The organism is Acinetobacter sp. UBA5984, from assembly GCF_002429925.1.
GTDB classification, from domain to species: Bacteria; Pseudomonadota; Gammaproteobacteria; order Pseudomonadales; family Moraxellaceae; genus Acinetobacter; species Acinetobacter variabilis.
Genome location: NZ_DJBE01000013.1, coordinates 1 through 21,739, shown reverse-complemented (window position 1 = coordinate 21,739; position 21,739 = coordinate 1). Strand labels below are relative to the sequence as shown.

Below are 21,739 nucleotides of genomic sequence, written 5' to 3'. Positions count from 1 at the left end.
TGATTATTTTGCTGGGGTTTTTATTCTAATTAAAATAGTCAGGATTAATTAAAAAATAAAAAAGAACCCGCATCAGGCAGGCTCTCTTCTAATATGAAATTGGGGAGGTTTTAGAAGTCGTAACGCATACCTAGAGAAAGACCTAAGCTGTCTTCACCGCGTGCGCCACCTACAGCATTGGTACGAGCTTGTGCCCAAGGGGTAAGGTTTGAGTTTTCATCATTTAGTACAGTTGCTATGTTGCCATAAACGCGAACTGTTGGATCTAAACGATGCTCAAGTCCGATTGCCAGTAAAGTTGCATTCGCATCGTCCGCATCGACATCGCGGTGGAATACTTCACCACGGAATGAGGTTTTTGGTGCAAATTTATACTCACCGGCTATACCAAATACTTGTGCATCTGGGTTTGCTTCAGAATTATCGTGTTGAAGGAATTGGTATAAACCACCCAAGTTGAACTCAGGCGTGATTTTGTAAGCACCTGCGATACGGAAACCATCACGTTCGCCACGACCTGCATCTTCTTCATAATGTTCATAGGCAGCAGCAAAATCAACTTTACCTTCTTTATAGGTTAAAGCGAGATCGTATGCTTTATCATCGCGATTATCTTTATTGGTAGTAGTTGTAGTTCCCGGTACGACTACTGTTACTGGACCATTCACAGTTTCAATTACAGTAGTTTTTGGTGAAGATGTTGACACGCTATCAGGACTATTACCTTCGTGTAAAGAAAGTGCTGCTAAAACATTAAAACCGCCACCAAATTTTGGTGATTTATATTCAATCGTATTGGCATTACGTTCATCAAAACGCAGGTTGCCTACACGCGTGACGTTACGAACGTCACCAACCATATCACCAAAGAAGTTGACCGGGCCACGTGCTACTTTGAATGGGCTGTCAAAACGGCCGATACGCGCTTGACCGAAATCACCTTTTAAACCAACAAAAGTATCACGAGTTGCAAATTCAACATCATCGTTTGCAGAACCACTTGCAAAGTTAATTTCTTGTTCGATTTGACCAAATACGGTCATACCATTTTCTAGTTTTTGTTCAGCTTTAAAGCCTAGGCGTGAAGAGTTTGAAGAAAGACCTACTTCGTTATAATCCTGGCCATCATCCAGATAATCTAAAGAAACGTGTGCACGACCATACACTTTAACATCAGCAGCAGCTGCCATTACTGGTGTTAAAATTGTTGCCCCGATTGCTAATGCAGATAACGTTTTTTTCATGTGTTGCTCCAATAAAGACTTTTTTATTCATCGTCTTAAAAACAAGTTTCAGTATTGTTTTGAAACATCTACTGCTCTATTGGTGCCAAGTATTCATTACAAATAAGTCAATATGATTAAGGAAATATTTCAGAAATATTAAAGACAATCATTGTCTTATTTTTTATAGAATTGTGAGTGGGATAAGCAGGATTGATACAAATACAACTAGGCTCGGTGTTTGCTGTAAAACCTAAAAATAGGCTAGGTGACTTTTATTAATATTTTAGTGACTTAATTCAAGGTGAAATACATCAAACATAAAAAATGGAGCCAAAGCTCCATTTTTAAATATTAAGAATAGCTTACAGGGCAGCTTTAATTTTCTCTGCCAGTTGCTTGATTTTTTCCTGATCGCCCATTTGTGCAGCATGTTTGCCAAGGTTGTGCAAAGAAGTAGGTACCAGATGGAAATGGACATGCGGAACAGTCTGACCCGCCGTAGCGCCGGAGAGCTGCATCAGTACAATGCCATCTACACCTAAACCTTTTTCAATCGCTTTGGCAATTTTTTGCACCACCTGAATGGTATAGGCTGCAATTTCAGGATCCAGGTCAAGCAAGGTAATTGCGGGTGTTTTAGGAATGACCAGAGTATGACCATCGGCCTGTGGCATGATGTCCATAAATGCAAGAACTTGGTCATCTTCATACACTTTAATTGCTGGAAGTTCACCACGCAGAATTCGTGCAAAAATATTTTGGTCATCGTAAGTCATAAGTGCATTCCTTGAGCAGAATTGAATTGTATTATTTACAATTCAATTCTTTCTGACGTTCTTTGATCGCGTCAAGACGTTGCTGCTCTTTTTCTGAAAATTTTGGCTTGGTTGTGTAGCAATTGTCATTAAACTTTGCTTTTGCTTCAGGATCCTTGAAACAGAAACCTTTTGATGCATAAATGACATCATGGTCATTTTTCAATTTTTTGCATTCCTGTTCAGATGCAAGAACCGATGTTGAAGCCCCAAACAAAGTTGCAGAACCGACGAGTGCTACAACAAATAACTTATTCATAAGAGTTTCCTCAGGTATCACTGCATGTGGCTAGTCTATAGTCACAATATTAGGTTTGTTTATTATTATTCAATGGCGAGATATTACTCAATGGTAATATTACTCCATGATTCATACATTTTTACAGCACTGGAAAAGTCACTATTTTTATCCGACAGATTGCTAGCAGCTTGCATCAGACTTTGACCCAAAGCAAGAAGTGGCACTGCCAGTTTAGCATCGCGCGCAAGATCAAGTGCAATGCCGGTATCTTTGGCCAAGAGAGGCAGGGCAAAGGTAACAGGAAAGCTACGGTTCAAAATACGCTGTCGTAAAACGGTTTCAGTCACATTGCTTTTGCCGCTTGATGCATTGATACAATCCAGTGCTTCATTCAGATCAACCCCGTGTGCTTTCAGCGTGGTAAAGCCTTCTGCTGCCGCACACAGGTTTACAGCCAGTAACATATTATTTACCGCTTTTACCGCAAAGCCAGCACCTGATGTACCCACATGCTTAATTAATTTGCCAAAAGCCTGCATCGCTGGCAGGGCTTTTTCAAAGCCTTCTGCATTACCACCGACCATCACAGTCAATGTGCCATTTTCCGCACCAATGGTCTGGCCACTCACAGGTGCATCCAGGAAAATCACACCCTGTTCAGTCAGTGCTTCTTCTAGGTGTCGGGCAGCGTCAGGAACACCACTGGTACAGTCTACCCAGATACTGCCAGCTTTAAGGCTGAGGCCTTGGACTAATGCTTCAACATCGGCACTGGTCGGCAGGCAGGAAAAAATAATATCTGCCTGAACTGCCTGTTCTAAAGCGACAGCTTGGGTGCCATATTCAACAGCATGTTCTTCAGCTTTGGCGAAAGTACGGTTCCAGACATAGACTGTCTCAAAATGCTTGGGTAAATGCGCTGCCATGCGATAACCCATTGCGCCTAAACCAATAAATGCCACTGACTGAATCATGTCATACCCTCTGAATAAAATAATAAATACCTGAAAAATGCCGGCTCTTCCGGAATTAAGCATCTATCCGGGTTGAGCGTTGTGCTAGCCAGGTGGTCAATTTCGGCCAGAATGTATTGGCTGTTTTCTGATTGGACATCAGCCCAAGATGACCACCCGGGATAAGAGTAAACGTCTTATCGGTACTACTTGTCAATTCCATCAAAGGTTTAGCTGACTGTTCCGTAACAATCTGATCAGTTTGCCCAGCCCCGACCAGTAAGGAACAGTTAATATTTTTTAGGTTAATTGTCCGGCCATTTAAAGTCATCGAGCCATTTTTTAAAGGGTTTTGCAGCCATAAATGCAGCACCATGTCCTGATTGATTCCACCCGGATAATCAATCATCTTGTTCAGGAAATTACCCATAGTGGCATGTTCATAGACATCTTCAACATTTTCCAAGTTCATCAAAAACTGCTTCTGGCTTTTAAACCAGCCAATCGGATCAAGCAGCTTAAATCCCAGTGCATTGATGATACCGGGCGAATGAATATATTCCTTGGGAATCAATCCTTGGTGAATCGCCTGTTGCAGGTTTTTATTTTTGGAAATGAGCTTATTGGTGGTGCTAAACAGCTTGCCAACCCGACCAGAGGCATAACTGTCAATCGGGCTGCCCAGCACGATCAGGTTTTTAACATGTTCAGGGGAATGCAGCGCTGTATAAAGCGTGACAAAAATTCCGGCCATACTCCAGCCATGCAGGGAAATAAACTGACTGCCTGAATGCGAGCAGATCCGTTCAATAGCCTGAGGAATCGCGCCATCAATAAAAGACAGAAAATTCAAGTGACGGTGTTTATAGCGGAAACGTTTCCATTCCATTAAATAGACATCAAAACCGCTATGCTGAAAATGCTTGACCAGTGAACGGTAAGGATACAGATCATAAATATCCATATTGATCGCAAGAGGGGCAACAAAGACTAAGGGCTCATGGTACTTCTTTTCAGGCGCTGCATAATAGCGAATTTTGCAGAACTCAGTCGCAGCAATATATTCAAATGGCGTTTTTTGCGAAAGAATCAGAGAAGACGAGTTAAATAACCGGGCATTCAGGTGTTTTAATTTTTTCTTCTGGCGTTGAATATTTTGTTTTAACTGAATCATGTAAATAATTTATCCGTATATAAAGGAGAATTGGTCGAAGTCTAAGCAATAATTGCTTATTATGCCTTGACCTGAAATAGCTTAGACGCTCAAAATGATGGCAATTTTTTACAAAAGGCAGCCTTTGGGCTGAAGTAAAGTGATGAGCCAGCAAGACGATTTTAACTATCAATTAGAAACTTTAGCCATCCGTACTGGTCACACCCGTAGCTTTGAGGGTGAGCATGGTGAACCGATTTTTCTAACATCGTCATTTGTTTATGAAAATGCGGCTGAAGCTGCAGCAAAATTTTCAGGCCAAGAGCCGGGTAATATTTACTCTCGCTTTACCAATCCAACTGTTGCCATGTTTGAAAAGCGTCTGGCTGCTTTAGAAGGCGCAGAACGCGCTGTTGCGACCAGCTCTGGTATGGCTGCGATTATGGCGGTGGCGATGGCTTACCTGAAAGCAGGTGATCATGTCATTTGTTCACGCGCCGTATTTGGTTCAACAGTCTCTTTATTTGAAAAATACGTGGCTAAATTTGGTGTCGCAGTTGAGTTTGTCGATCTGACTGATCTGGATGCATGGAAAAATGCCATCAAGCCAGAAACCAAATTACTCTTTGTTGAATCTCCGTCAAACCCACTGGCTGAAGTCGCGGATATTCAGGCTCTGGCAGATATTGCACATGCCAATGATGCATTGCTCGCGATTGACAATAGCTTCTGTACACCAGTGTTACAACAACCACTCAAATTTGGTGCAGACTTAGTCGTATATTCTGCGACTAAATATCTGGATGGCCAAGGCCGTGCACTCGGTGGCGCTGTGGTAGGTAACCACAAACTGCTTGAAGAAATCTTCGGTTATGTACGTACCACTGGTCCTTCTATGAGCCCGTTCAATGCTTGGGTATTCCTGAAAGGTCTAGAAACTTTACGTTTACGTATGCGTGAGCATTCTGCCAATGCACAAAAACTGGCAGAATTCTTAAATGCACATCCGAAAGTAGAAAAAGTTTACTATGCAGGTTTACCTGAACATGTTGGTCATGAACTGGCAGCAAAACAACAAACCGGTTTCGGTGGTATCGTATCTTTCGAAGTTAAAGGCGGTCGTGAAGGTGCCTGGAAAGTAATTGACAATACCCAGTTCATTTCAATCACCGGTAACCTGGGTGATGTGAAATCAACGATTACTCATCCGGCAACAACCACGCATGGTAAATTGTCTCCAGAAGCCAAAGCAGCAGCGGGTATTCGTGAAGGTTTAATTCGCGTTTCTGTTGGTTTGGAAGAGATTGATGATATTATTCGCGACATTACACGCGGTTTAGATCTAATCTAATTTTATAAATATATGTTCGGAGATCTTTATGAACATTAATATGTTGATGCAGCAAGCACAGCGCATGCAAAAAGAAGTCGAAAACAACATGAAAAAAGCCAAAGAAGAGCTTGCGCAAACTGAAGTGCATGCTGAGGCTGGTGGCGGTCTGGTGAAAGTCACCATGACTTGCCGCAATGTGGTGAAACGTATCGAAATTAATCCTGAACTGTTACAGGACGATCCAGATATGATCGAAGATCTGATTGCAGCAGCGATGAATGATGCAGCGCGTCAAGCAGAAGTGATCTCTGAAGAGAAAATGAAATCTGCAAACTCAGGTATGGGCTTACCACCTGGTCTGGCTGGTTTATTCTAAGGAAGTATGCGCAATGTTTAGTGATCGTTTTGATCAACTGGTTCAAGCATTACGCATTTTGCCAAGCGTTGGGCCGAAATCGGCCCAGCGTATGGCTTTGCATTTAATCATGAAAAATCGTGAAGGGGCGATTGGTCTGGCACATGCCTTGACTGAAGCAACCGATCACATTCATGAATGCTCGATCTGCCATTCATTGACGGAAGATGAAGTCTGTAATATCTGTACCTCAGTTGAGCGTGATGATGAACTGCTTTGTGTAGTGGAGTCACCGGCAGATGTCATGGCAATTGAGCAAAGCGGCAGTTTCCGTGGTAAATATCATGTTCTGGGTGGTCATCTGTCACCTCTAGATGGAATCGGGCCTGAAGAAATCGGTATTCCGTATTTACTGCAACGCTTAAGTCAGGGACAGATCAAGGAAGTAATTCTGGCCACCAATGCGACTGTCGAAGGACAGGCAACCGCACATTATCTGGTTGAAGCCAGTAAGCATTTACCAGTGCAAATGACGCGTATCGCTCAAGGGGTGCCTCAAGGTGGAGAACTGGAGTATGTCGATAGTCATACTTTGAGTCAGGCAGTGCATAACCGGATGCGAATTAAGTGAAATATTAATTATATTCTCTTAACATATAATATAAAAAATATATTAGTAAAAATATAAAATGTTTACTAGATAAGCTATATTCGAAAAAAATATGGAACAAAAAGTATGATTTGGTTGTCACATTTTTATATAAAAATTCTATATATCGGGTAATATAGCTTCATCGAGCATCTAATTTTAGACTCAGTCTTTATGTTTCAATTTATTCAACATCAGCACGACTTAAATCATGTCCTGAACCTTATGGATCAAAATCCGGTCTATGGCCTGGATACAGAATTCATTAAGGTAGACACCTTGTGGCCAAAACTTGGTGTTTTTCAAATCAATGTCAATAACAATGTCTATTTGCTGGATGGAACAACACTGGATCTGAGTGAATTTCTGAACAAGATTTTTAATGCTCAACAGAATATTTTCCATGCCTGCAGTGAAGACATTGACCTGATTTACCATTACACCCAGAAAAAAGCTCTGAGCAATGTCTTTGATACACAGGTCGGTATGTCTTTCCTCGGACATGGTTTGCAGGTCAGCTATCAGAATGCCTTGAAACAGATGCTGGATGTCGATATTGAAAAAGATCAGACTCGCTCTAACTGGCTGGCACGTCCTTTAAGCTCTGAGCAGTTGCTGTATGCAGCCAATGATGTGCATTATCTGGTGCAACTGTCGGATAAAGTCAAACAGGATCTGGAAAGCAAGTATCTGCTCGATTTCGCTCTTGAAGATTGCCGTTTTTTGACCCATGAAATTGGTGAAGAAACACCGACTGCCTTGCTTTATCAGGATGTCGGTAATTATCGTCATTCACGCCGTCAATTAATGCAGTTACAACAACTGGCTGTATGGCGTGAGCAGATTGCCAAGGCGCTGAATCAGCCACGCAGCTTCATTCTGAAAAACTCGACCATGATTGATCTGGTAGAGAAATTCCCGCGCAATAATTTCCAGCTCAGTCAGATGAAAGACATCCGGGCCAATATTGTCCGTGAACATGGCAAGACTATTCTTGATCTGTTGAAATTCCTGCCTGATCAGGCCGACTGGCCACTGCGTCTGGCACGCCCAATCCGCCATTCATCCAGAGAGATTGGCGAGAAGGTCGAAACAATGATCCAGAATATATCCAATGAAATCTCTGTACCTAAAGAAGTGCTGATGCGCAAGAAATGGCTGAATGCCTTATATCAGCATGTAGTATGTCATAAGGATGAACAGGATCTGCCAAACTACTTGCTCGGCTGGCGCTATGAGTTATTAACTCTGCCACTAATTAAGGTATTGCATCAGGATGAGTCTTATCTGTCGACCCAGATGAAAGTAGTTGAGTGATTTTTACTGGATTGATTAAAGATAAAGCAATTATACAAAATCACGACTGATGCATTTGAAGCGGCTAATGTTTCTGTCGTTTTTTTGATGTATCCTTGCGATTGTTTTTTCAGAAAAGTCGTTTGAAACATGCAAGTGTCTATCTACAAATCTAGCAAAAAAGATGAAATGTATCTTTATGTGGCGCGTCCTGCAGATGAGAACGAAGCCGAAACATTTGAACCACTAGAGGTATTGGCTGAACCGGTACGTGTTGCGTTTGGTCGTGCGACTTTTGTCATGCATCTTGAACTGAGTGAATCGCGTAAACTAGCACGTGCTAATGTTTTACATGTGATGGATTCAATTTCTACCCGTGGTTTCTTCCTGCAAATGCCTCCAGAAGGTTTAATTAACCCGAATGCGCCAGCACCAGAAGGTCTTCGTGGAGCTTAAGCTCAGTTCAGGAGTTGTGAAATGAATGGTTTTGTAGCTGTATTGGACTCAATTCCTGACCAGAGTATTGCGTTTGCAGTGTATCTGCTGGGCAGTCTGATTGCGTTAGGCTGCTGGTATGGCGTGACCAAGCGCATACCAAAGGCAATGGGCGGTTTTTTATGGCTATTGGCCTTTGCCGTGCTGTTGACTCCAACCGTTTCTGAAGGCAGTAATGCTTCAGTTGCACCTGCTATTTTCGGGCTGCTATTTGGTATTCTGACCAAGGAATATGAACTCGTTTGGATTAATGCGTCACTTATTTTATTTGTCATTGGTATCGGGTCTGTGATTGGCTATTGCTGGTCGACCTATGCATCCAGTAAAACGGGTCTTGGGTCAAACAAGAAAAGTTCACCGCTGTAAATAGAAAAATAAGGTTCAATCATGTCTGCTGATATTCAACAATTCTCAGGTACGGATCAGTACATTGCCACTGACAGTTTAAAACTGGCTGTGAAAGCTGCGCGTAGTTTGCAAAAACCCTTGCTGGTCAAAGGTGAGCCGGGTACAGGTAAAACCCTGTTGGCTGAACAGGTGGCACAAAGTCTGGGACTGAAGCTGATTACCTGGCATATCAAGTCAACGACCAAGGCACAGCAGGGCCTGTATGAATATGATGCGGTATCACGCTTGCGTGACAGCCAGTTAGGTGATGATCGTGTCTATGACATCAAGAACTACATCAAGCCGGGTAAACTCTGGGAAGCGTTTACCAGTGAAGAACGCTGTGTATTGCTGATTGATGAGATTGATAAAGCAGACATCGAGTTCCCAAATGACTTGTTGCATGAACTCGACAAGATGTCTTTCTTCGTTTATGAAACGGGTGAAACCATTACTGCGACCCAGCGTCCGATTGTCATCATCACTTCAAATAACGAGAAAGAACTTCCAGATGCATTCTTGCGCCGTTGTTTCTTCCACTATATCGAGTTTCCGGATGAAGCGACCATGCGTGAAATTATCGATGTACATTTTGAGAATATTTCGGCAACACTGGTGAATGAAGCTTTGCAAGTTTTCTTCAAGTTACGCCAGATTCCAGGCTTGAAAAAACCACCTTCAACTTCAGAACTGATCGACTGGCTAAGCCTACTCATGGCAGATGATATGCCGGAAGACATTTTAAGAAATAACGACAAGTCCAAAGCGATCCCGCCTTTGTACGGCGCGCTGATCAAAAATGAGCAGGATGTACAGCTGCTTGAACGTCTAGCCTTTATGTCGCGTCGCTAAGGGAGAAACACGCATGTTTGTGCGATTGTTTTATACCCTCAGAAAATATGGCGTACCAGTTTCCACCCGTGAGCTGATTGATCTGAATCAGGCGGTGGCGGCAGGCGTGGTTTTTGCTGATCAGGACGAGTTCTATCAGCTTGCTAAAACTGTGATGGTCAAAGACGAGCGCTACTTCGACAAATTCGATCTTGCCATGAAAGACTACTTTGATGGTATCGCGACCTTTGATCTGGATGAATTGCTGAATCAGGTACATAAACTGCCCAAAGACTGGTTTGATCTGGAACTTATCGAGAAGCACTTGACTCCTGAACAGCGTGAAGAACTGAAAAAAGCCGGGTCGCTGGAAGAACTGATGAAAATGCTGGAAGAGCGCTTGCGTGAACAGCATAAAAAACATCAGGGCGGGAATAAGATGATTGGTACTGGTGGCACATCGCCATTTGGTGCCTATGGTGATCATCCTGAAGGTGTGCGCATTGGCGGGCCGGGGCGTAAACGTTCCGCCGTCAAAGTCTGGGAACAGCGTCAATACCGTAATCTGGATGATGATCAGATTCTTGGTAGTCGTCAGATGCAGATGGCACTGCGCCGTTTGCGTAAGTTCGCCCGTCAGGGTGCGGCTGAAGAGCTGGATATTGATAGCACTATTCGTGAAACCGCCAAACAGGGGATTCTGGATGTTCAGCTGGTACCAGAGCGACGTAACCGCATTAAAGTTTTAATGCTGTTTGATATCGGCGGATCGATGGATGCGCATATCGCTCAGTGTGAAAAACTGTTTAGCGCAGCCAAGACCGAATTTAAGACTCTGGAATATTTCTATTTCCATAACTGTCTGTACGACTATGTCTGGAAAGATAATGTCCGTCGTTCCAGCTCGCGCATGAATACCTGGGATCTGTTCAATACCTATGGACGGGATTACCGGGTGATTGTAGTGGGTGATGCCAGCATGGCACCCTATGAGTTGAACTCCGTCGGTGGTTCGGTCGAATATATGAATGATGAGGCAGGACAGGTCTGGTTACAGCGTCTACGTCAACATTTTGATAAAACCGCCTGGCTCAATCCTGAAGAAGAAAAATACTGGCATTACACGCATACTATTGGCCTGATTAAGCAAATCTTTGAAGATCATATGTTTCCAATGACCTTAAAAGGTATTGAGGATATGACCAAATATCTGGCGCGTTGATTCCATTTATCTATAAGTGACTTTATCTATAGTTATTAGTGCTTTAAAACGAATTATTCTAGTATAAAGTCACTTGTTATACCTTATTCCAATATTCAGGAATTATTATGGCTCATCAAATTAATGGTATTGCGTTGCCCAACGAAGAGGGTTTCTTTGGTCAATATGGTGGTCAGTTCATTCCACCAGAGCTAAAACAGGCCATGGATGACATCAATGTTGCCTATCAGGAAATCCGTCAAACTGAAGAATTCCAGAATGAATTAAAAGACCTGTTTGCCAATTATGTCGGCCGTCCTAGTCCTTTGTTTCATGCTAAACGCCTTTCTGACCAGTTAGGTGGGGCACAGATTTATCTGAAGCGTGAAGACCTGAATCATACCGGTGCACATAAAATCAATCACTGCCTGGGTGAAGCACTGCTGGCGAAATATATGGGTAAAACCAAAGTCATTGCAGAAACCGGTGCAGGTCAGCATGGTGTGGCATTAGCCACTGCATGTGCCTTGGTGGGTATTCCATGTGAAATTCATATGGGCCAAGTGGATATCGAAAAAGAACATCCAAATGTCGTTAAGATGAAAATCTTGGGTGCTAAGCTGATTTCTGTGACTCGTGGTACAGCAACCCTTAAAGATGCAGTCGACAGTGCTTTTGAAGAATACTTGAAAGATCCGAAAAACTATATCTATGCGATTGGTTCGGTGGTAGGACCGCATCCATTCCCAATGATGGTGCGTGATTTCCAGTCCATTATTGGCGATGAAATCAAGGTTCAAACCAATGAACGCTTCGGTGCAAACCCAGACTATGTGGTGGCATGTGTGGGTGGTGGTTCAAATGCCATGGGTGCATTCACGGCATTCCTGAATGATCCAGAAGTGAAACTGGTAGGGGTAGAACCTGCTGGTCATGGCCTAAATACTGATAAGCATTCCGCAACGCTGACTTTGGGTAAACCAAGCCAGTTGCATGGTATGGCCTGCTATGTGCTTGAAGATGAGCAGGGTGAACCTTTACCTGTGCATTCGATTGCTTCTGGCCTGGATTATCCAGGCGTAGGGCCACAGCACAGCCTGCTTAAAGATCTGGGTCGTGTGGAATACACTACGGCAACAGATCAGGAGTGTCTGGATGCCTTTATGACCCTGTCACGCGTTGAGGGAATTGTGCCAGCATTAGAAAGTTCACATGCAGTGGCTTGGGCAATTCGTGAAGCGGGTAAACTGCCTAAAGAGACTAAGATTGTAGTGAATCTTTCAGGTCGTGGTGATAAAGACTCTGATTATGTCGCAGAGAAACTCGGTCTTTAATTTGATTTATAGTCATAATCAAAAAAAATCCCAGTCTTAAGACTGGGATTTTTTATATCTGATCTGGTTTTGATATTGCATTGTTATTTGTTTGTAATGACATTTTGGAATTTAATTCACGTATTGAAATAAGAAAGAATTTTAGCCTGAAATATATTGTTGTAACTGATCAATCAGTTTACGTTGATCTTCCATTGCAGCTTTGACCAAGTCACCAATCGAAATCAGACCAATCAGTTTGTCATTTTCAACTACAGGTAAGTGACGTAAATGGCGGTCAGTCATTAATGCTAAGCAGTCTTCAACAGAAGTTGCAGAAGTCACGGTTATGACTTTAGGTGTCATAATTTCATTGACTGTGGTATCAAAAGAGGTTCTTTGCATCAATGCGATTTTACGGGTGTAATCACGCTCTGACAAAATGCCGACCACACTGTCTTCGTGGGTAACGACCAGCGCCCCAATTCCTTTTTCTGCCATCAGGGTAATTGCTTCTAAAACTGTAGAGTCTGGACGGATGGTATAAACTGCCTGATGTACTTTATCACCGAGCACTTGTGCTACGTTGGTCATTCTATTGAGTCCTTTTTATCTAATTGTTATTAGTCCTAGAGTATGTATCCAACTGAACATCTCTAGGTGTCTATTTTATGTCTTTATAAATAACATGTTTTTAGGCGAAGTGCAGTCTTTGTTGTGAAAAAAACAGGTGGCGCATCTGTGGAATTGATAATTTTAGTTTAGTGCCATTACCGCTACATAAAGTAGGTGTCACGGCTAATCGGGACAGTGTAGGTAATAAGTTGTTTTCAAAATCTTCGGGGTTGATTCTACGTGGTACATAACCTGGCCAATGTTCCTTGGCATAATTTTTGGCATCCAGAGAATTAAGCCAGAATGGAAAAATATAATCTTCCTGATCGCGCATCATCGCCCAACCCTGATGATAGACGCCCCACAAAACGCCACAATACATCATGGATTTGAGGATGGTGAGCCTCAAAAGAAAGTTTTTACATATCGGGTCGTATTGAATAATTTTTCGCATTGTCGTTAAAATAAAGTGCTATTAGAGTTCAGCTCTATTCTAGAAAGTTCCAGTGAAATTACTGTTTCAGCTTTGCAAGCAATCGTAATAAATTATGTCTTAATTGCAGTATTTCGAAAGAATGGCATAAAAAAACGTCACCGAGGTGACGTTTCTTCAAGCTTGCATGGTGGCCATGTTCTGCCAGTATTGTGCTTTGAGTGAATCTCGTTCTACACGAAAACCCTGATAATACAGTTCAGCTAAAAAGAGTGCTGCTTTACCGTGACCGGCGCGCGCTGCATCTTCTAATTGTTTTACTGCATCGACAAAGTTCATTTGCGATTGAATGGTATTCACTGCATCTGCATACAGATGTTCCAAATCATGTTGAGAGATATTCTGCATAATATAAAAACTCCTTAATTTTAATTATGATTTCGGATAGACTTTTAAGTCTAAATACAAATATAACTTAGTATTATTAAACTAATATTACAAAATAATGGAAAAGTCAACTATATCAGCTTTCCTGTTTACTTAATTTATAGTTTGTACGATCAAACTATACACAATTGGAAGTTTGGTTGGTATAGATTTTAACAATAGAACAAAAGAAAAGGAGAACAATATGATGCAAAGAACTCTTGAAGGGCTCAGTTTTGATATACCCCCAACAGCCAGTCAGATTACAGAATTGGCGCATGTACACCGTAAAAAACTAGATGAGGCAATTTATGACAAATATACCCATCTAGGTGATTACAGTCTGGCTCAACGTAAAGAAGTTTATGATTTTACCCGCGCTCTGGACGAAACCCAGCGTGCAGAGTTTTATAGTCACTATAATGATGAATTGGTCCGAATTGCAGATGAGGATCGACTGCATCCACCTGAAGCCGAAGCCGGCTTAAGCAAGTTTGCAATTTTGCTGGTTTTAGGTCTGGTGGCAATGGTCATTGCCTGGAGTGTGTACGAATTGTTGAAATCCTAACCGATTTATAGTCATATCAAAATGTATATTTATACTGGTCATTCAATCTTTGACTTGAACTTCATGGGACCCAGCCATACACTAGCTTCAACTTGAGGTAGTGTATGGCTATAGATAGCAAAAAATTAAGCGATTTTCTGAATAAAATTAAGCTTGAACAAATTTATAATGCGGTTGTTATTTTTATTGTGGCATTAATTTTATGTCTGGCTACATTTGCCATTTATCGTCCACTGACGACTTCCCAATTTAATTTACTTCAGGAACTTGCAGAACAGCAGAGCTTACCTCAAACCCAGGATATGGCTCAGACTTTGCTGCAACAGCAACGCATCCATCGCGGTCAATATCTTAAATTGATGCAGGCGTATCAGCAGGAATCTCTACGGACTCGTCAGCTTCCGCCGGTTTCTGTGGATATGCCTTAGGTATTGAAATCATATTAGGTAGTGGTGTAGAAGGATCTAACAGGTTCTGTTCCAATCGTAGTTTTAATGCTTCTTTATCCAATTCTTGACTCACCACGACCAGTGTTAAACGTTCTGGATGCAGATGTTTGCGTACGGCATTTTGCACATCTGCAGCGGTAATTTTGGCTAAACGTTCTGGATAGCGTGAAAGATAGTCGGCTTGCTCTGCATAAAAGCCCATTGTGCCTAACTGGGCATTGATTGTGGCATTGCTGCTGTAATTATTTGGAAATGCTCTTAACATCCCGGCCTTGGTTTCTTCCAGGCGCTTAGTATCAATCGGCTGATTTACAAAGTTGATAAAAGCCTGATGTGCGACCTGAATGCTATCCAGTAACTGATCTTGTCTAGTCGAATAACGGAAGCTAAATATACCAGGTGCCTGACTAAAGCTAAATGTACTATAAGCACCATAGGTATAGCCGCGTTTTATTCTTAATTCCTGCATCAATACTGCATTAAATCCGCCACCACCAAACATGCGATTGGCCACTTCCAGAGCAAGCCGATCTTCAGTAAAACGGTTTGGTCCTAAGTGGCCGAAGGTCACATGCGCTTGGGATGAGTTATAAGGCAAATGCACGATATCAAAACCCGATTTTTCTTCAGGTTCAGCTAATGCAACAGCTTTCTGTCCTTGAGGCAAATTGCCTGCAATTCGTTCAGAAAGTTCCAGTGCCTGTTTAGAACTGAGTTTGCCGGTAATGGCAATATTCATGTTTTGTGCTACCAGAAACTGGTCGCGGAATTTTTTCAGTAAATCAGCCGTAATTTTTTTGGTACTGCCAATGGTACCGGTAATGGGTTCGGCATAAGGATGCTGGCCATACAATGCCCGATAAAACCGGATATCCATCAGTTTACTTGGATTTTCCTGAAGCTGTTTTTGTCCTACTTGAGTATTACTGAGTGCTAACTGAATACTCGAAGGCTTGAATGTGGCATTTTTGAGAACATCCATCATCATGGCCAAAGCAGGTTCCATTTTTTTGGGATCTGATAAAGTTCTAAGGCGAACGACAAACATATCGCGATAAGCCTGCACGCTAAATTGTGCGCCTGTGACATCAAAGACTGAAGCCACCTGTGCAGCCGTATATTTATCTGTTCCTTCGCGCATCAGTTTGGCTGCTGTGCTGGATAAACCAAATAGACCTTTAGCAATTTCCTGATCTCGTGCTGATCCGGCATTAAAGGTCAGTTGAATATCGACCATCGGCAGATCTCGGGTTTCAACAAATAGAGTGCGAACTTTGTAACGATTATTCAGGTCATGGATAAAAGGTGCCTGAAATGTCTGCTTTTGATTAATGTTTTTTAAGCTTTGCAGGAGAGGGATCGCTTGTAACTGACTGGGATTATCATTCAAATCAGGTTGGGTATCTAAATAATTTTCTGCCCAAAGGTTTGAACTGAGGCTTAAGCTGGTTAAAAGGATAAGAGAGCGAACTTTAGACATTGTAATAACCATTATTGATCTTTCTGTTCAGGCAAAAGGTAGAGCGTACTTAAATTTTCACGGACAAAATAGGCATTAGCAACCCGCTGAATGTCCTCTGCACGGACACTGTCATAATGCTGAGGCAGTTCATCCATCAGGCGGTAACTCAATCCGTTTACTTCAAGGTTTCCAATCATTTTGGCCTGTCCGCTTAGACTGTCCTGACTATAAATCAGATTTGAAATAAAGCGTGTGCTGATCCGTGCCAGTTCATACTCAGAAATAGTTTCAGTTTTTAGTAAATCAATTTCTTTCTGGATGGCTGTTTGTGCTTCTGTCAGATTTACACCTGGAGCCGGAAGTGCGGAAATACCAAACAGGCTATCTCCACGGTTATAAGGATCATAAGACACACTTACAGAAGTAAGCACTTTGCGGTCGCGGACCAGACGATCCTGCAAACGAGAAGAAATTCCGCTATCTAGCAGGCTGCGGATAATGGTTAGGGCGTAGGCATCTTGAGGATTCTTGGCGGTAGCTAGAGATTTCACATTCCAGGTCATATACAGATTAGGCACCTGAACATTGCTCTCAATTTCCATATGACGATAGCCTAAGCGCTCAAACTCGAGTACATCATTACGTGAGGGTGTGGGACGCGCCGGAATATCACCGAAATATTTCTGTACCTGAACGAGAGCTTCTTGCACAGCTAAATCACCGACAATCACCAGAATGGCATTATTCGGGCTATACCAGTCTCGATACCATTTTTTAACATCACTCAGCTGAATATTATTAAGCGTTTTCATGTGACCAATCACGGGCTGACGATAGTGACTGGTGGGATAACTGATCCATCTAAATCGTTCAAATGCCTGGGCACGCGGATTATCATCAGTACGCTGACGCCGTTCTTCCATTACCACTTTAATTTCCGGATCAAAATCTTGCTGGCGTAACAAGAGGTTGTTCATGCGGTCAGATTCGAGTTCAAGCGCCATCGGAAAATAGGCTTTAGGATAGAGCTGATAATAGTTCGTATAATTGGTAAATGTTGCGGCATTAATACTGCCGCCATAAATCCGGCTCAGGCGGGTAAATTCATCATTGGGAACTTTGTTCGTGCCTTTAAACATCATATGTTCCAAAGCATGAGAGACACCGAGAATATTGCCGGACTCATCACTACTGCCGACTTTATACCAGATCTGTGTCATCACCATCGGAGAGCGATGATCTTCCCGGATAATGACTTTTAAGCCATTACCTAAATAGGTTTCGATGGTGGTGCGGGATAATTCACTCTGGGTTGCGGCATGTACGGGGCTAAAACCAAAACTCAGGATGAGTGCTGCGACTGGAGAAATCCGCTGTTTGATGATTCTGGATAAGGAGGAGATAGCAAAAAAAGATATGGACACAAAGTCTTCCAATGAATAGATATTTGTATTTAGGATTATTTTTCAGAAATCTTGTATTGAAAGCAACCAAACACTGTTATTTTTTGGTTGTTTATTCATGGATTGGATTTCCCGCTCAAAACACTGCAAGTTATGCTAGAATTCAATTTTTTAACGCAATGCTTTTCAAGGATTCGGTATGCAACAGCAATCTAATGGGCAAAACAAATTTTTGATTGATGCTGATATCGGAGATGATGATGTCACATTACCGAGTTTACCTGCGGTTAATGTGCCGATTTTAGAAACACCAAGCGCAACTGCTGAAGTTTCTGCACCTGTGGCGACGGAAGCTCAGGAAGAAGAACCTGCTACAAAAGGCGGTTTCTTTAGCCGTATGAAAGAGGGTTTAACCAAAACCCGTAAAAATCTTGCCGATGGGATGGTCAATATCCTGATTGGTGGCAAAGAAATTGACGATGAATTATTAGAAGAAGTTGAAGAACAGCTTTTGGTTGCAGACATCGGTGTTGATGCGACTAAAACGATTATTGCCAATTTGACTGAACGTACCGCACGTGGTGACCTAATTTATTCTCACTCGCTGTATAAAGCGCTTCAGGAAGAACTGGTGGCTCTGCTGGCTCCGCGTGTAAAACCACTGCAGATCGATCCAAACAAAAATCCGTATGTGATTCTGGTGGTGGGTGTAAATGGTGTAGGTAAAACCACGACCATTGGTAAACTGGCAAAACGTCTGCAAGGCGAAGGTAAAAAAGTCATGCTGGCTGCGGGTGATACTTTCCGTGCTGCTGCAACTGAGCAGTTACAGATCTGGGGTGAACGCAACAATATCGCCGTAGTAGCACAAGGTCATGGTGCTGACTCCGCTTCAGTCATTTTTGATGCTTTCGAAAGTGCGCGTGCCAAAGGTGTGGATGTTTTAATTGCGGATACTGCAGGCCGTTTGCATAACAAAGGTCACCTGATGCAGGAATTGACCAAAGTTAAACGTGTCATGCAGAAGATTGATGCGACTGCGCCACATGAAGTGATGCTGGTGGTGGATGCCGGTACAGGGCAGAATGCCATTAATCAAGTTGAAATGTTTGATGAAGCAGTAGGTTTAACGGGTTTAACCATTACCAAGCTGGATGGTACCGCCAAAGGTGGCGTGCTGTTTAATATTGCCAGCCGTACGCATGTACCGATTCGCTTTATCGGTGTAGGTGAGAAAATTGATGACTTACGTCCATTCTCAGCAAAATCATTCGTTGCGGCATTGTTTGAAACTGAAAAATAATTAATGCGACTTGCATCACATACACTCCGCTAAATGCGGAGTTTGTTGTTTTAAAGGGCTTAAATGTTCTAAAAAGCAGCATGAAAAAAACAGCAAATCCTGCCTACCTGAATAAACCCATTATAATTGTATGGGATTTGCCTGGTGATTGAAGTTCAGGCTATATGTAGAGGGTAGAAAATGGCATTACTCAATAAAATTGGGTAGGTATTAACAACTGACCTGACTAAGGATTTTAAATTTCCTAAAAACAGTAAAGCAATTGAACATTTAGAATTCACTTTTGTTGAGAAATTAAAAAAGTTCCGTGGGACTTATCAGCTAGGTAAGCGTGTGCATTATAGTCAGGCTTATCTGACCGAGCTGATTCAGGAAGCAGTGCATAGCTGTTCTTCAGCCTATAATTCACAAAGTGCACGCATTATCGTGTTATTTGCCGATTCACATCATCAATTCTGGAGCATTGTGAAAGATGTTCAACGCCAGCATGTGCCGGCATCGGTCTATGAAGGGATTAGAATCAAACTGGATCAATGTGAAAATGCCTATGGCACGATTTTATTCTATGAAGATCAGAATGCTATTCAGCAATTACAGAAAAAGATTCCATTTAGTGCCGATGATTTTCCACTGTGGTCAGAGCAGACTTCCGGCATGGTACAGTTTGCTGCGTGGACTGCGCTGGCTGATTCCGGTCTGAGGGGCTTCTTTGCAACATTATAATGCATAGATCAATCACCCTGTAGCTAAGCATTTTAAAATTGATGAAAGCTGGTTGCTACGTGCTCAGCTCTGTTTCGGTTCAATTGAAGAAGCAATAGAAGATAAAATTGAGTTTGTAAATTCAGACAGCTTCCAGGTATTTAGCTAAGACCGGCGATTTTTGAAATTAGCATGCGCTAAGGTGATTGATACAAAGGATCAACCTTAACATCTCTGAGAATGTTCTATAAATAAAACACATTGTTATCAAAATAAGACTGTTTTAGGCAGTGAAAATGCTTAGGATGATCTTATCGGTTTTTAATAATCAGAATAGAACGAGGTGAGATCATGGCATTTCTAGATCATATTAAAAAACGCCGTAGTATTTATGCCATTGGGAAAAATGTCAGCCTGGATCAGGCAGAAATTGAGCACATCATTAAAGAGGCGGTGAAACATAGTCCATCATCTTTTAACTCGCAATCTTCACGCGTAGTGATTTTGTTTGGTCAATCACATGATACTTTCTGGCATATTGTGCGTGAAACTTTACGCGACCTGGTGTCAGCAGATGCTTTTGAGGCTACCAATAGCAAAATAGATGGTTTTGCGGCAGGTTATGGAACTGCACTGTTTTATGAAGACCAGAATGTCATTAAAGGAATGCAAGAAAAATTTGCGCTATATGCAGATAATTTCCCGATCTGGTCAGAGCATGCCAGCGGTATCGCTCAGTTTGCAACCTGGACAGCTTTGGCTGAACATAATATTGGTGCATCACTACAGCACTACAATCCGATCATTGATGAAGAAGTGGCGCAAACTTTCAGTATTCCATCGAACTGGAAGCTTCGTGCTCAATTGGTATTTGGTTCAATCGAAGCCCCTCCAGGTGAAAAAACCTTTATGGATGATGCAGAACGATTTAAGACCTTTGCATAATCGATTTAGAGATGAGAAAGAAGTACTGTTAAGTACTTCTTTTTTATGTGTGATATAGCAGAAATCAGAAGATAGATAGTCTGATAAATGCTGAGTAAAGTGCTGTAGAGGCAAAGCATTTGTCATAGAATTGTCATTTGTACACGGCATATTGCAATGAAAATTTTATATATTAACCAGAATGAGTGAGTGACATGGATTTACGTATTACAGCAGCTGTAGTTGCATTATTGGGCAGCACATCAGCTTTTTCAGCCGTGACATTAACCGTACCTGAAGAAATCAAGATGATTGCAGTGAATGATCAGGAAGTACGTTCAGGTCTATTACGCTCAGATCAAACTTATAAACTGGATGCGGGTACGAATGCGATTAGTGTCCGTTATACTGAATTTTTCCAGCACAATGATAATTCTCATGACATTTTAAAATCTGGCGTAATAACTGTAAAAACTCCAGAACTTAAAGATGGTGAAGCTTATAAATTGGGTTTAATTAACGCGCCTAAAAATTTTGATGAAGCGAAAAAATATAAAGATCAGCCAATTATTGGTTTATATGATGCAAAAAATCAGCTTCTGGTTCAGCAGGCAGGAGCAAAAGATGCAGCGAAACCATTACTAGGGCAAAGTATTTTAGGAAAATCTGTGGATTTGACAACGAATAAAGTTGTAACTCCAACAAATCAGCCGGCAGCGGTCTACACTCAAACTGCAAGCACATCGAATGTGGCTACTGCAAACGTTCGGGAAAATGCATCAGTTGGTCAGCTTGATCAGCAATTAATTCAGTTGTGGAAACAGGCATCTAAAGCTGAACGACAAAAATTTATGAATTGGCTTGGCGAGCAGGCAAATTAAAATTTATTGTTCAATATTAAAAGGGATCGTACTCATACCATCCCTTTTAATAAAAACTAAACCAGTAGAAATTCACATTTGCTTAAACTTTTAGGCCAAAAATGACTGGAAAAAAGCATTAAAACTCCTAAAAATAGCAATTCAGATTAAAAAATAAACGTACGATGCGCTTTTTTGAATATTTTTAAGAAAAGCTCTTGCACTGGTTCTGAAACTGTATAGAATACGCAGCACACCAACGCAATGCATGAAACAAAACGTTAAGTGGTTGGGTTGGAGCTTAAAACTGACGAGGTTTTAAGTAAGATCATTAAGAGATTATGAA

24 protein-coding genes and 1 pseudogene are annotated in these 21,739 nt (G+C 41.9%); 15 read left to right on the top strand and 10 right to left on the bottom strand.

What is annotated here, in order from left to right:
* Window positions 1-110 precede the first annotated feature (110 nt).
* From B3J29_RS02190 to B3J29_RS02170, 5 genes are all read right to left on the bottom strand, one after another.
* Window positions 111-1,244 carry a porin gene (locus tag B3J29_RS02190; RefSeq protein WP_004783735.1) on the bottom strand — a complete coding sequence of 378 codons (1,134 nt, stop codon included), beginning with the start codon at window positions 1,242-1,244 and terminating at the stop codon, window positions 111-113.
* 344 nt (window positions 1,245-1,588) lie between these two features.
* The gene (locus B3J29_RS02185; protein WP_004783733.1) at window positions 1,589-2,002 is read right to left on the bottom strand and encodes an HIT family protein; all 414 of its coding nucleotides are present in this window, start codon (window positions 2,000-2,002) and stop codon (window positions 1,589-1,591) included.
* A 31-nt stretch (window positions 2,003-2,033) separates the two neighbouring features.
* Complete coding sequence (locus tag B3J29_RS02180) at window positions 2,034-2,300, bottom strand: YARHG domain-containing protein (protein WP_004783731.1); 267 nt, start codon at window positions 2,298-2,300, stop codon at window positions 2,034-2,036.
* A gap of 83 nt (window positions 2,301-2,383) precedes the next feature.
* Window positions 2,384-3,256 carry an NAD(P)-dependent oxidoreductase gene (locus tag B3J29_RS02175; protein WP_004783729.1) on the bottom strand — a complete coding sequence of 291 codons (873 nt, stop codon included), beginning with the start codon at window positions 3,254-3,256 and terminating at the stop codon, window positions 2,384-2,386.
* Between the two features lie 55 nt (window positions 3,257-3,311).
* Complete coding sequence (locus B3J29_RS02170) at window positions 3,312-4,409, bottom strand: alpha/beta fold hydrolase (RefSeq protein ID WP_004783728.1); 1,098 nt, start codon at window positions 4,407-4,409, stop codon at window positions 3,312-3,314.
* Between the two features lie 142 nt (window positions 4,410-4,551).
* On the opposite strand from B3J29_RS02170, the gene B3J29_RS02165 reads away from it, so the two are divergent.
* From B3J29_RS02165 to trpB, 9 genes are all read left to right on the top strand, one after another.
* The gene (locus B3J29_RS02165; RefSeq protein WP_005235924.1) at window positions 4,552-5,739 is read left to right on the top strand and encodes an O-succinylhomoserine sulfhydrylase; all 1,188 of its coding nucleotides are present in this window, start codon (window positions 4,552-4,554) and stop codon (window positions 5,737-5,739) included.
* A gap of 28 nt (window positions 5,740-5,767) precedes the next feature.
* Window positions 5,768-6,097: a YbaB/EbfC family nucleoid-associated protein gene (locus B3J29_RS02160; protein ID WP_004783723.1), complete on the top strand. Its 330-nt coding sequence runs from the start codon at window positions 5,768-5,770 to the stop codon at window positions 6,095-6,097.
* Between the two features lie 13 nt (window positions 6,098-6,110).
* Window positions 6,111-6,707: a recombination mediator RecR gene (recR, locus tag B3J29_RS02155; protein ID WP_004783720.1), complete on the top strand. Its 597-nt coding sequence runs from the start codon at window positions 6,111-6,113 to the stop codon at window positions 6,705-6,707.
* Window positions 6,708-6,899: 192 nt separating this feature from the next.
* Complete coding sequence (locus B3J29_RS02150) at window positions 6,900-8,042, top strand: ribonuclease D (protein ID WP_005235921.1); 1,143 nt, start codon at window positions 6,900-6,902, stop codon at window positions 8,040-8,042.
* A 129-nt stretch (window positions 8,043-8,171) separates the two neighbouring features.
* A complete protein-coding gene (locus B3J29_RS02145) occupies window positions 8,172-8,477 on the top strand; it encodes a YcgL domain-containing protein (RefSeq protein ID WP_004783715.1) in 306 nt (101 codons plus the stop codon).
* A gap of 21 nt (window positions 8,478-8,498) precedes the next feature.
* The gene (locus B3J29_RS02140; protein WP_004783714.1) at window positions 8,499-8,882 is read left to right on the top strand and encodes a hypothetical protein; all 384 of its coding nucleotides are present in this window, start codon (window positions 8,499-8,501) and stop codon (window positions 8,880-8,882) included.
* Window positions 8,883-8,903: 21 nt separating this feature from the next.
* Window positions 8,904-9,755, top strand: a complete 852-nt coding sequence (locus B3J29_RS02135) for an AAA family ATPase (RefSeq protein ID WP_004783712.1) — start codon at window positions 8,904-8,906, stop codon at window positions 9,753-9,755.
* Window positions 9,756-9,768: 13 nt separating this feature from the next.
* Window positions 9,769-10,956 (top strand): vWA domain-containing protein, encoded by a 1,188-nt coding sequence (locus tag B3J29_RS02130; RefSeq protein ID WP_004783711.1) that lies wholly within the window; start codon window positions 9,769-9,771, stop codon window positions 10,954-10,956.
* 107 nt (window positions 10,957-11,063) lie between these two features.
* Window positions 11,064-12,269, top strand: coding sequence for a tryptophan synthase subunit beta (trpB, locus tag B3J29_RS02125; protein ID WP_004783709.1), 1,206 nt, complete (start codon window positions 11,064-11,066; stop codon window positions 12,267-12,269).
* A gap of 141 nt (window positions 12,270-12,410) precedes the next feature.
* Here the strand turns inward: trpB and B3J29_RS02120 are convergent, their stop codons facing one another.
* The 3 genes from B3J29_RS02120 to B3J29_RS02110 all read right to left on the bottom strand — a co-directional run bounded on the left by B3J29_RS02120 (window position 12,411) and on the right by B3J29_RS02110 (window position 13,707).
* Window positions 12,411-12,842, bottom strand: a complete 432-nt coding sequence (locus B3J29_RS02120; RefSeq protein WP_004783708.1) for a CBS domain-containing protein — start codon at window positions 12,840-12,842, stop codon at window positions 12,411-12,413.
* A 100-nt stretch (window positions 12,843-12,942) separates the two neighbouring features.
* On the bottom strand, window positions 12,943-13,317 hold the full coding sequence (locus B3J29_RS02115) for a DUF2750 domain-containing protein (protein ID WP_034171083.1): 375 nt from the start codon (window positions 13,315-13,317) through the stop codon (window positions 12,943-12,945).
* 156 nt (window positions 13,318-13,473) lie between these two features.
* On the bottom strand, window positions 13,474-13,707 hold the full coding sequence (locus tag B3J29_RS02110; RefSeq protein ID WP_034171084.1) for a hypothetical protein: 234 nt from the start codon (window positions 13,705-13,707) through the stop codon (window positions 13,474-13,476).
* 220 nt (window positions 13,708-13,927) lie between these two features.
* Here B3J29_RS02110 and B3J29_RS02105 point away from each other — a divergent pair, with 220 nt between their 5' ends.
* Both B3J29_RS02105 and B3J29_RS02100 read left to right on the top strand, forming a co-directional pair.
* On the top strand, window positions 13,928-14,290 hold the full coding sequence (locus B3J29_RS02105; protein ID WP_004783702.1) for a hypothetical protein: 363 nt from the start codon (window positions 13,928-13,930) through the stop codon (window positions 14,288-14,290).
* Between the two features lie 104 nt (window positions 14,291-14,394).
* Window positions 14,395-14,718 (top strand): hypothetical protein, encoded by a 324-nt coding sequence (locus tag B3J29_RS02100; RefSeq protein WP_004783701.1) that lies wholly within the window; start codon window positions 14,395-14,397, stop codon window positions 14,716-14,718.
* On the opposite strand, the gene B3J29_RS02095 is transcribed toward B3J29_RS02100, so the two are convergent.
* Together B3J29_RS02095 and B3J29_RS02090 are read right to left on the bottom strand one after the other, a co-directional pair.
* Window positions 14,642-16,219, bottom strand: a complete 1,578-nt coding sequence (locus tag B3J29_RS02095) for a M16 family metallopeptidase (protein WP_171064809.1) — start codon at window positions 16,217-16,219, stop codon at window positions 14,642-14,644. The genes B3J29_RS02100 and B3J29_RS02095 overlap by 77 nt on opposite strands.
* Window positions 16,220-16,230: 11 nt before the next feature.
* Window positions 16,231-17,571: a M16 family metallopeptidase gene (locus tag B3J29_RS02090; protein ID WP_376745102.1), complete on the bottom strand. Its 1,341-nt coding sequence runs from the start codon at window positions 17,569-17,571 to the stop codon at window positions 16,231-16,233.
* Window positions 17,572-17,803: 232 nt separating this feature from the next.
* Between B3J29_RS02090 and ftsY the strand changes: the two genes are divergently transcribed.
* The 4 genes and pseudogenes from ftsY to B3J29_RS02070 all read left to right on the top strand — a co-directional run bounded on the left by ftsY (window position 17,804) and on the right by B3J29_RS02070 (window position 21,414).
* Window positions 17,804-18,907: a signal recognition particle-docking protein FtsY gene (ftsY, locus tag B3J29_RS02085; RefSeq protein WP_004783696.1), complete on the top strand. Its 1,104-nt coding sequence runs from the start codon at window positions 17,804-17,806 to the stop codon at window positions 18,905-18,907.
* 222 nt (window positions 18,908-19,129) lie between these two features.
* A pseudogene (locus tag B3J29_RS02080) lies at window positions 19,130-19,778 on the top strand (nitroreductase family protein).
* 182 nt (window positions 19,779-19,960) lie between these two features.
* A complete protein-coding gene (locus B3J29_RS02075; RefSeq protein ID WP_004783692.1) occupies window positions 19,961-20,554 on the top strand; it encodes a nitroreductase family protein in 594 nt (197 codons plus the stop codon).
* Window positions 20,555-20,748: 194 nt separating this feature from the next.
* Window positions 20,749-21,414 carry a DUF2057 domain-containing protein gene (locus B3J29_RS02070; protein WP_004783689.1) on the top strand — a complete coding sequence of 222 codons (666 nt, stop codon included), beginning with the start codon at window positions 20,749-20,751 and terminating at the stop codon, window positions 21,412-21,414.
* Window positions 21,415-21,739: the final 325 nt, after the last annotated feature.

Bases quoted from the DNA above. Each gene is read 5' to 3' on its own strand.
- B3J29_RS02140 (WP_004783714.1), top strand. From the start codon at position 8,499: ATGAATGGTTTTGTAGCTGTATTGGACTCAATTCCTGACCAGAGTATT.
- B3J29_RS02115 (WP_034171083.1), bottom strand. From the start codon at position 13,317: ATGCGAAAAATTATTCAATACGACCCGATATGTAAAAACTTTCTTTTG.
- B3J29_RS02185 (WP_004783733.1), bottom strand. From the start codon at position 2,002: ATGACTTACGATGACCAAAATATTTTTGCACGAATTCTGCGTGGTGAA.
- B3J29_RS02100 (WP_004783701.1), top strand. From the start codon at position 14,395: ATGGCTATAGATAGCAAAAAATTAAGCGATTTTCTGAATAAAATTAAG.
- B3J29_RS02190 (WP_004783735.1), bottom strand. From the start codon at position 1,244: ATGAAAAAAACGTTATCTGCATTAGCAATCGGGGCAACAATTTTAACA.
- B3J29_RS02070 (WP_004783689.1), top strand. From the start codon at position 20,749: ATGGATTTACGTATTACAGCAGCTGTAGTTGCATTATTGGGCAGCACA.
- B3J29_RS02180 (WP_004783731.1), bottom strand. From the start codon at position 2,300: ATGAATAAGTTATTTGTTGTAGCACTCGTCGGTTCTGCAACTTTGTTT.
- B3J29_RS02150 (WP_005235921.1), top strand. From the start codon at position 6,900: ATGTTTCAATTTATTCAACATCAGCACGACTTAAATCATGTCCTGAAC.
- ftsY (WP_004783696.1), top strand. From the start codon at position 17,804: ATGCAACAGCAATCTAATGGGCAAAACAAATTTTTGATTGATGCTGAT.
- B3J29_RS02105 (WP_004783702.1), top strand. From the start codon at position 13,928: ATGATGCAAAGAACTCTTGAAGGGCTCAGTTTTGATATACCCCCAACA.
- B3J29_RS02160 (WP_004783723.1), top strand. From the start codon at position 5,768: ATGAACATTAATATGTTGATGCAGCAAGCACAGCGCATGCAAAAAGAA.
- B3J29_RS02130 (WP_004783711.1), top strand. From the start codon at position 9,769: ATGTTTGTGCGATTGTTTTATACCCTCAGAAAATATGGCGTACCAGTT.
- B3J29_RS02135 (WP_004783712.1), top strand. From the start codon at position 8,904: ATGTCTGCTGATATTCAACAATTCTCAGGTACGGATCAGTACATTGCC.
- B3J29_RS02120 (WP_004783708.1), bottom strand. From the start codon at position 12,842: ATGACCAACGTAGCACAAGTGCTCGGTGATAAAGTACATCAGGCAGTT.
- recR (WP_004783720.1), top strand. From the start codon at position 6,111: ATGTTTAGTGATCGTTTTGATCAACTGGTTCAAGCATTACGCATTTTG.
- B3J29_RS02175 (WP_004783729.1), bottom strand. From the start codon at position 3,256: ATGATTCAGTCAGTGGCATTTATTGGTTTAGGCGCAATGGGTTATCGC.
- B3J29_RS02145 (WP_004783715.1), top strand. From the start codon at position 8,172: ATGCAAGTGTCTATCTACAAATCTAGCAAAAAAGATGAAATGTATCTT.
- B3J29_RS02170 (WP_004783728.1), bottom strand. From the start codon at position 4,409: ATGATTCAGTTAAAACAAAATATTCAACGCCAGAAGAAAAAATTAAAA.
- trpB (WP_004783709.1), top strand. From the start codon at position 11,064: ATGGCTCATCAAATTAATGGTATTGCGTTGCCCAACGAAGAGGGTTTC.
- B3J29_RS02165 (WP_005235924.1), top strand. From the start codon at position 4,552: ATGAGCCAGCAAGACGATTTTAACTATCAATTAGAAACTTTAGCCATC.
- B3J29_RS02075 (WP_004783692.1), top strand. From the start codon at position 19,961: ATGGCATTTCTAGATCATATTAAAAAACGCCGTAGTATTTATGCCATT.
- B3J29_RS02095 (WP_171064809.1), bottom strand. From the start codon at position 16,219: ATGTCTAAAGTTCGCTCTCTTATCCTTTTAACCAGCTTAAGCCTCAGT.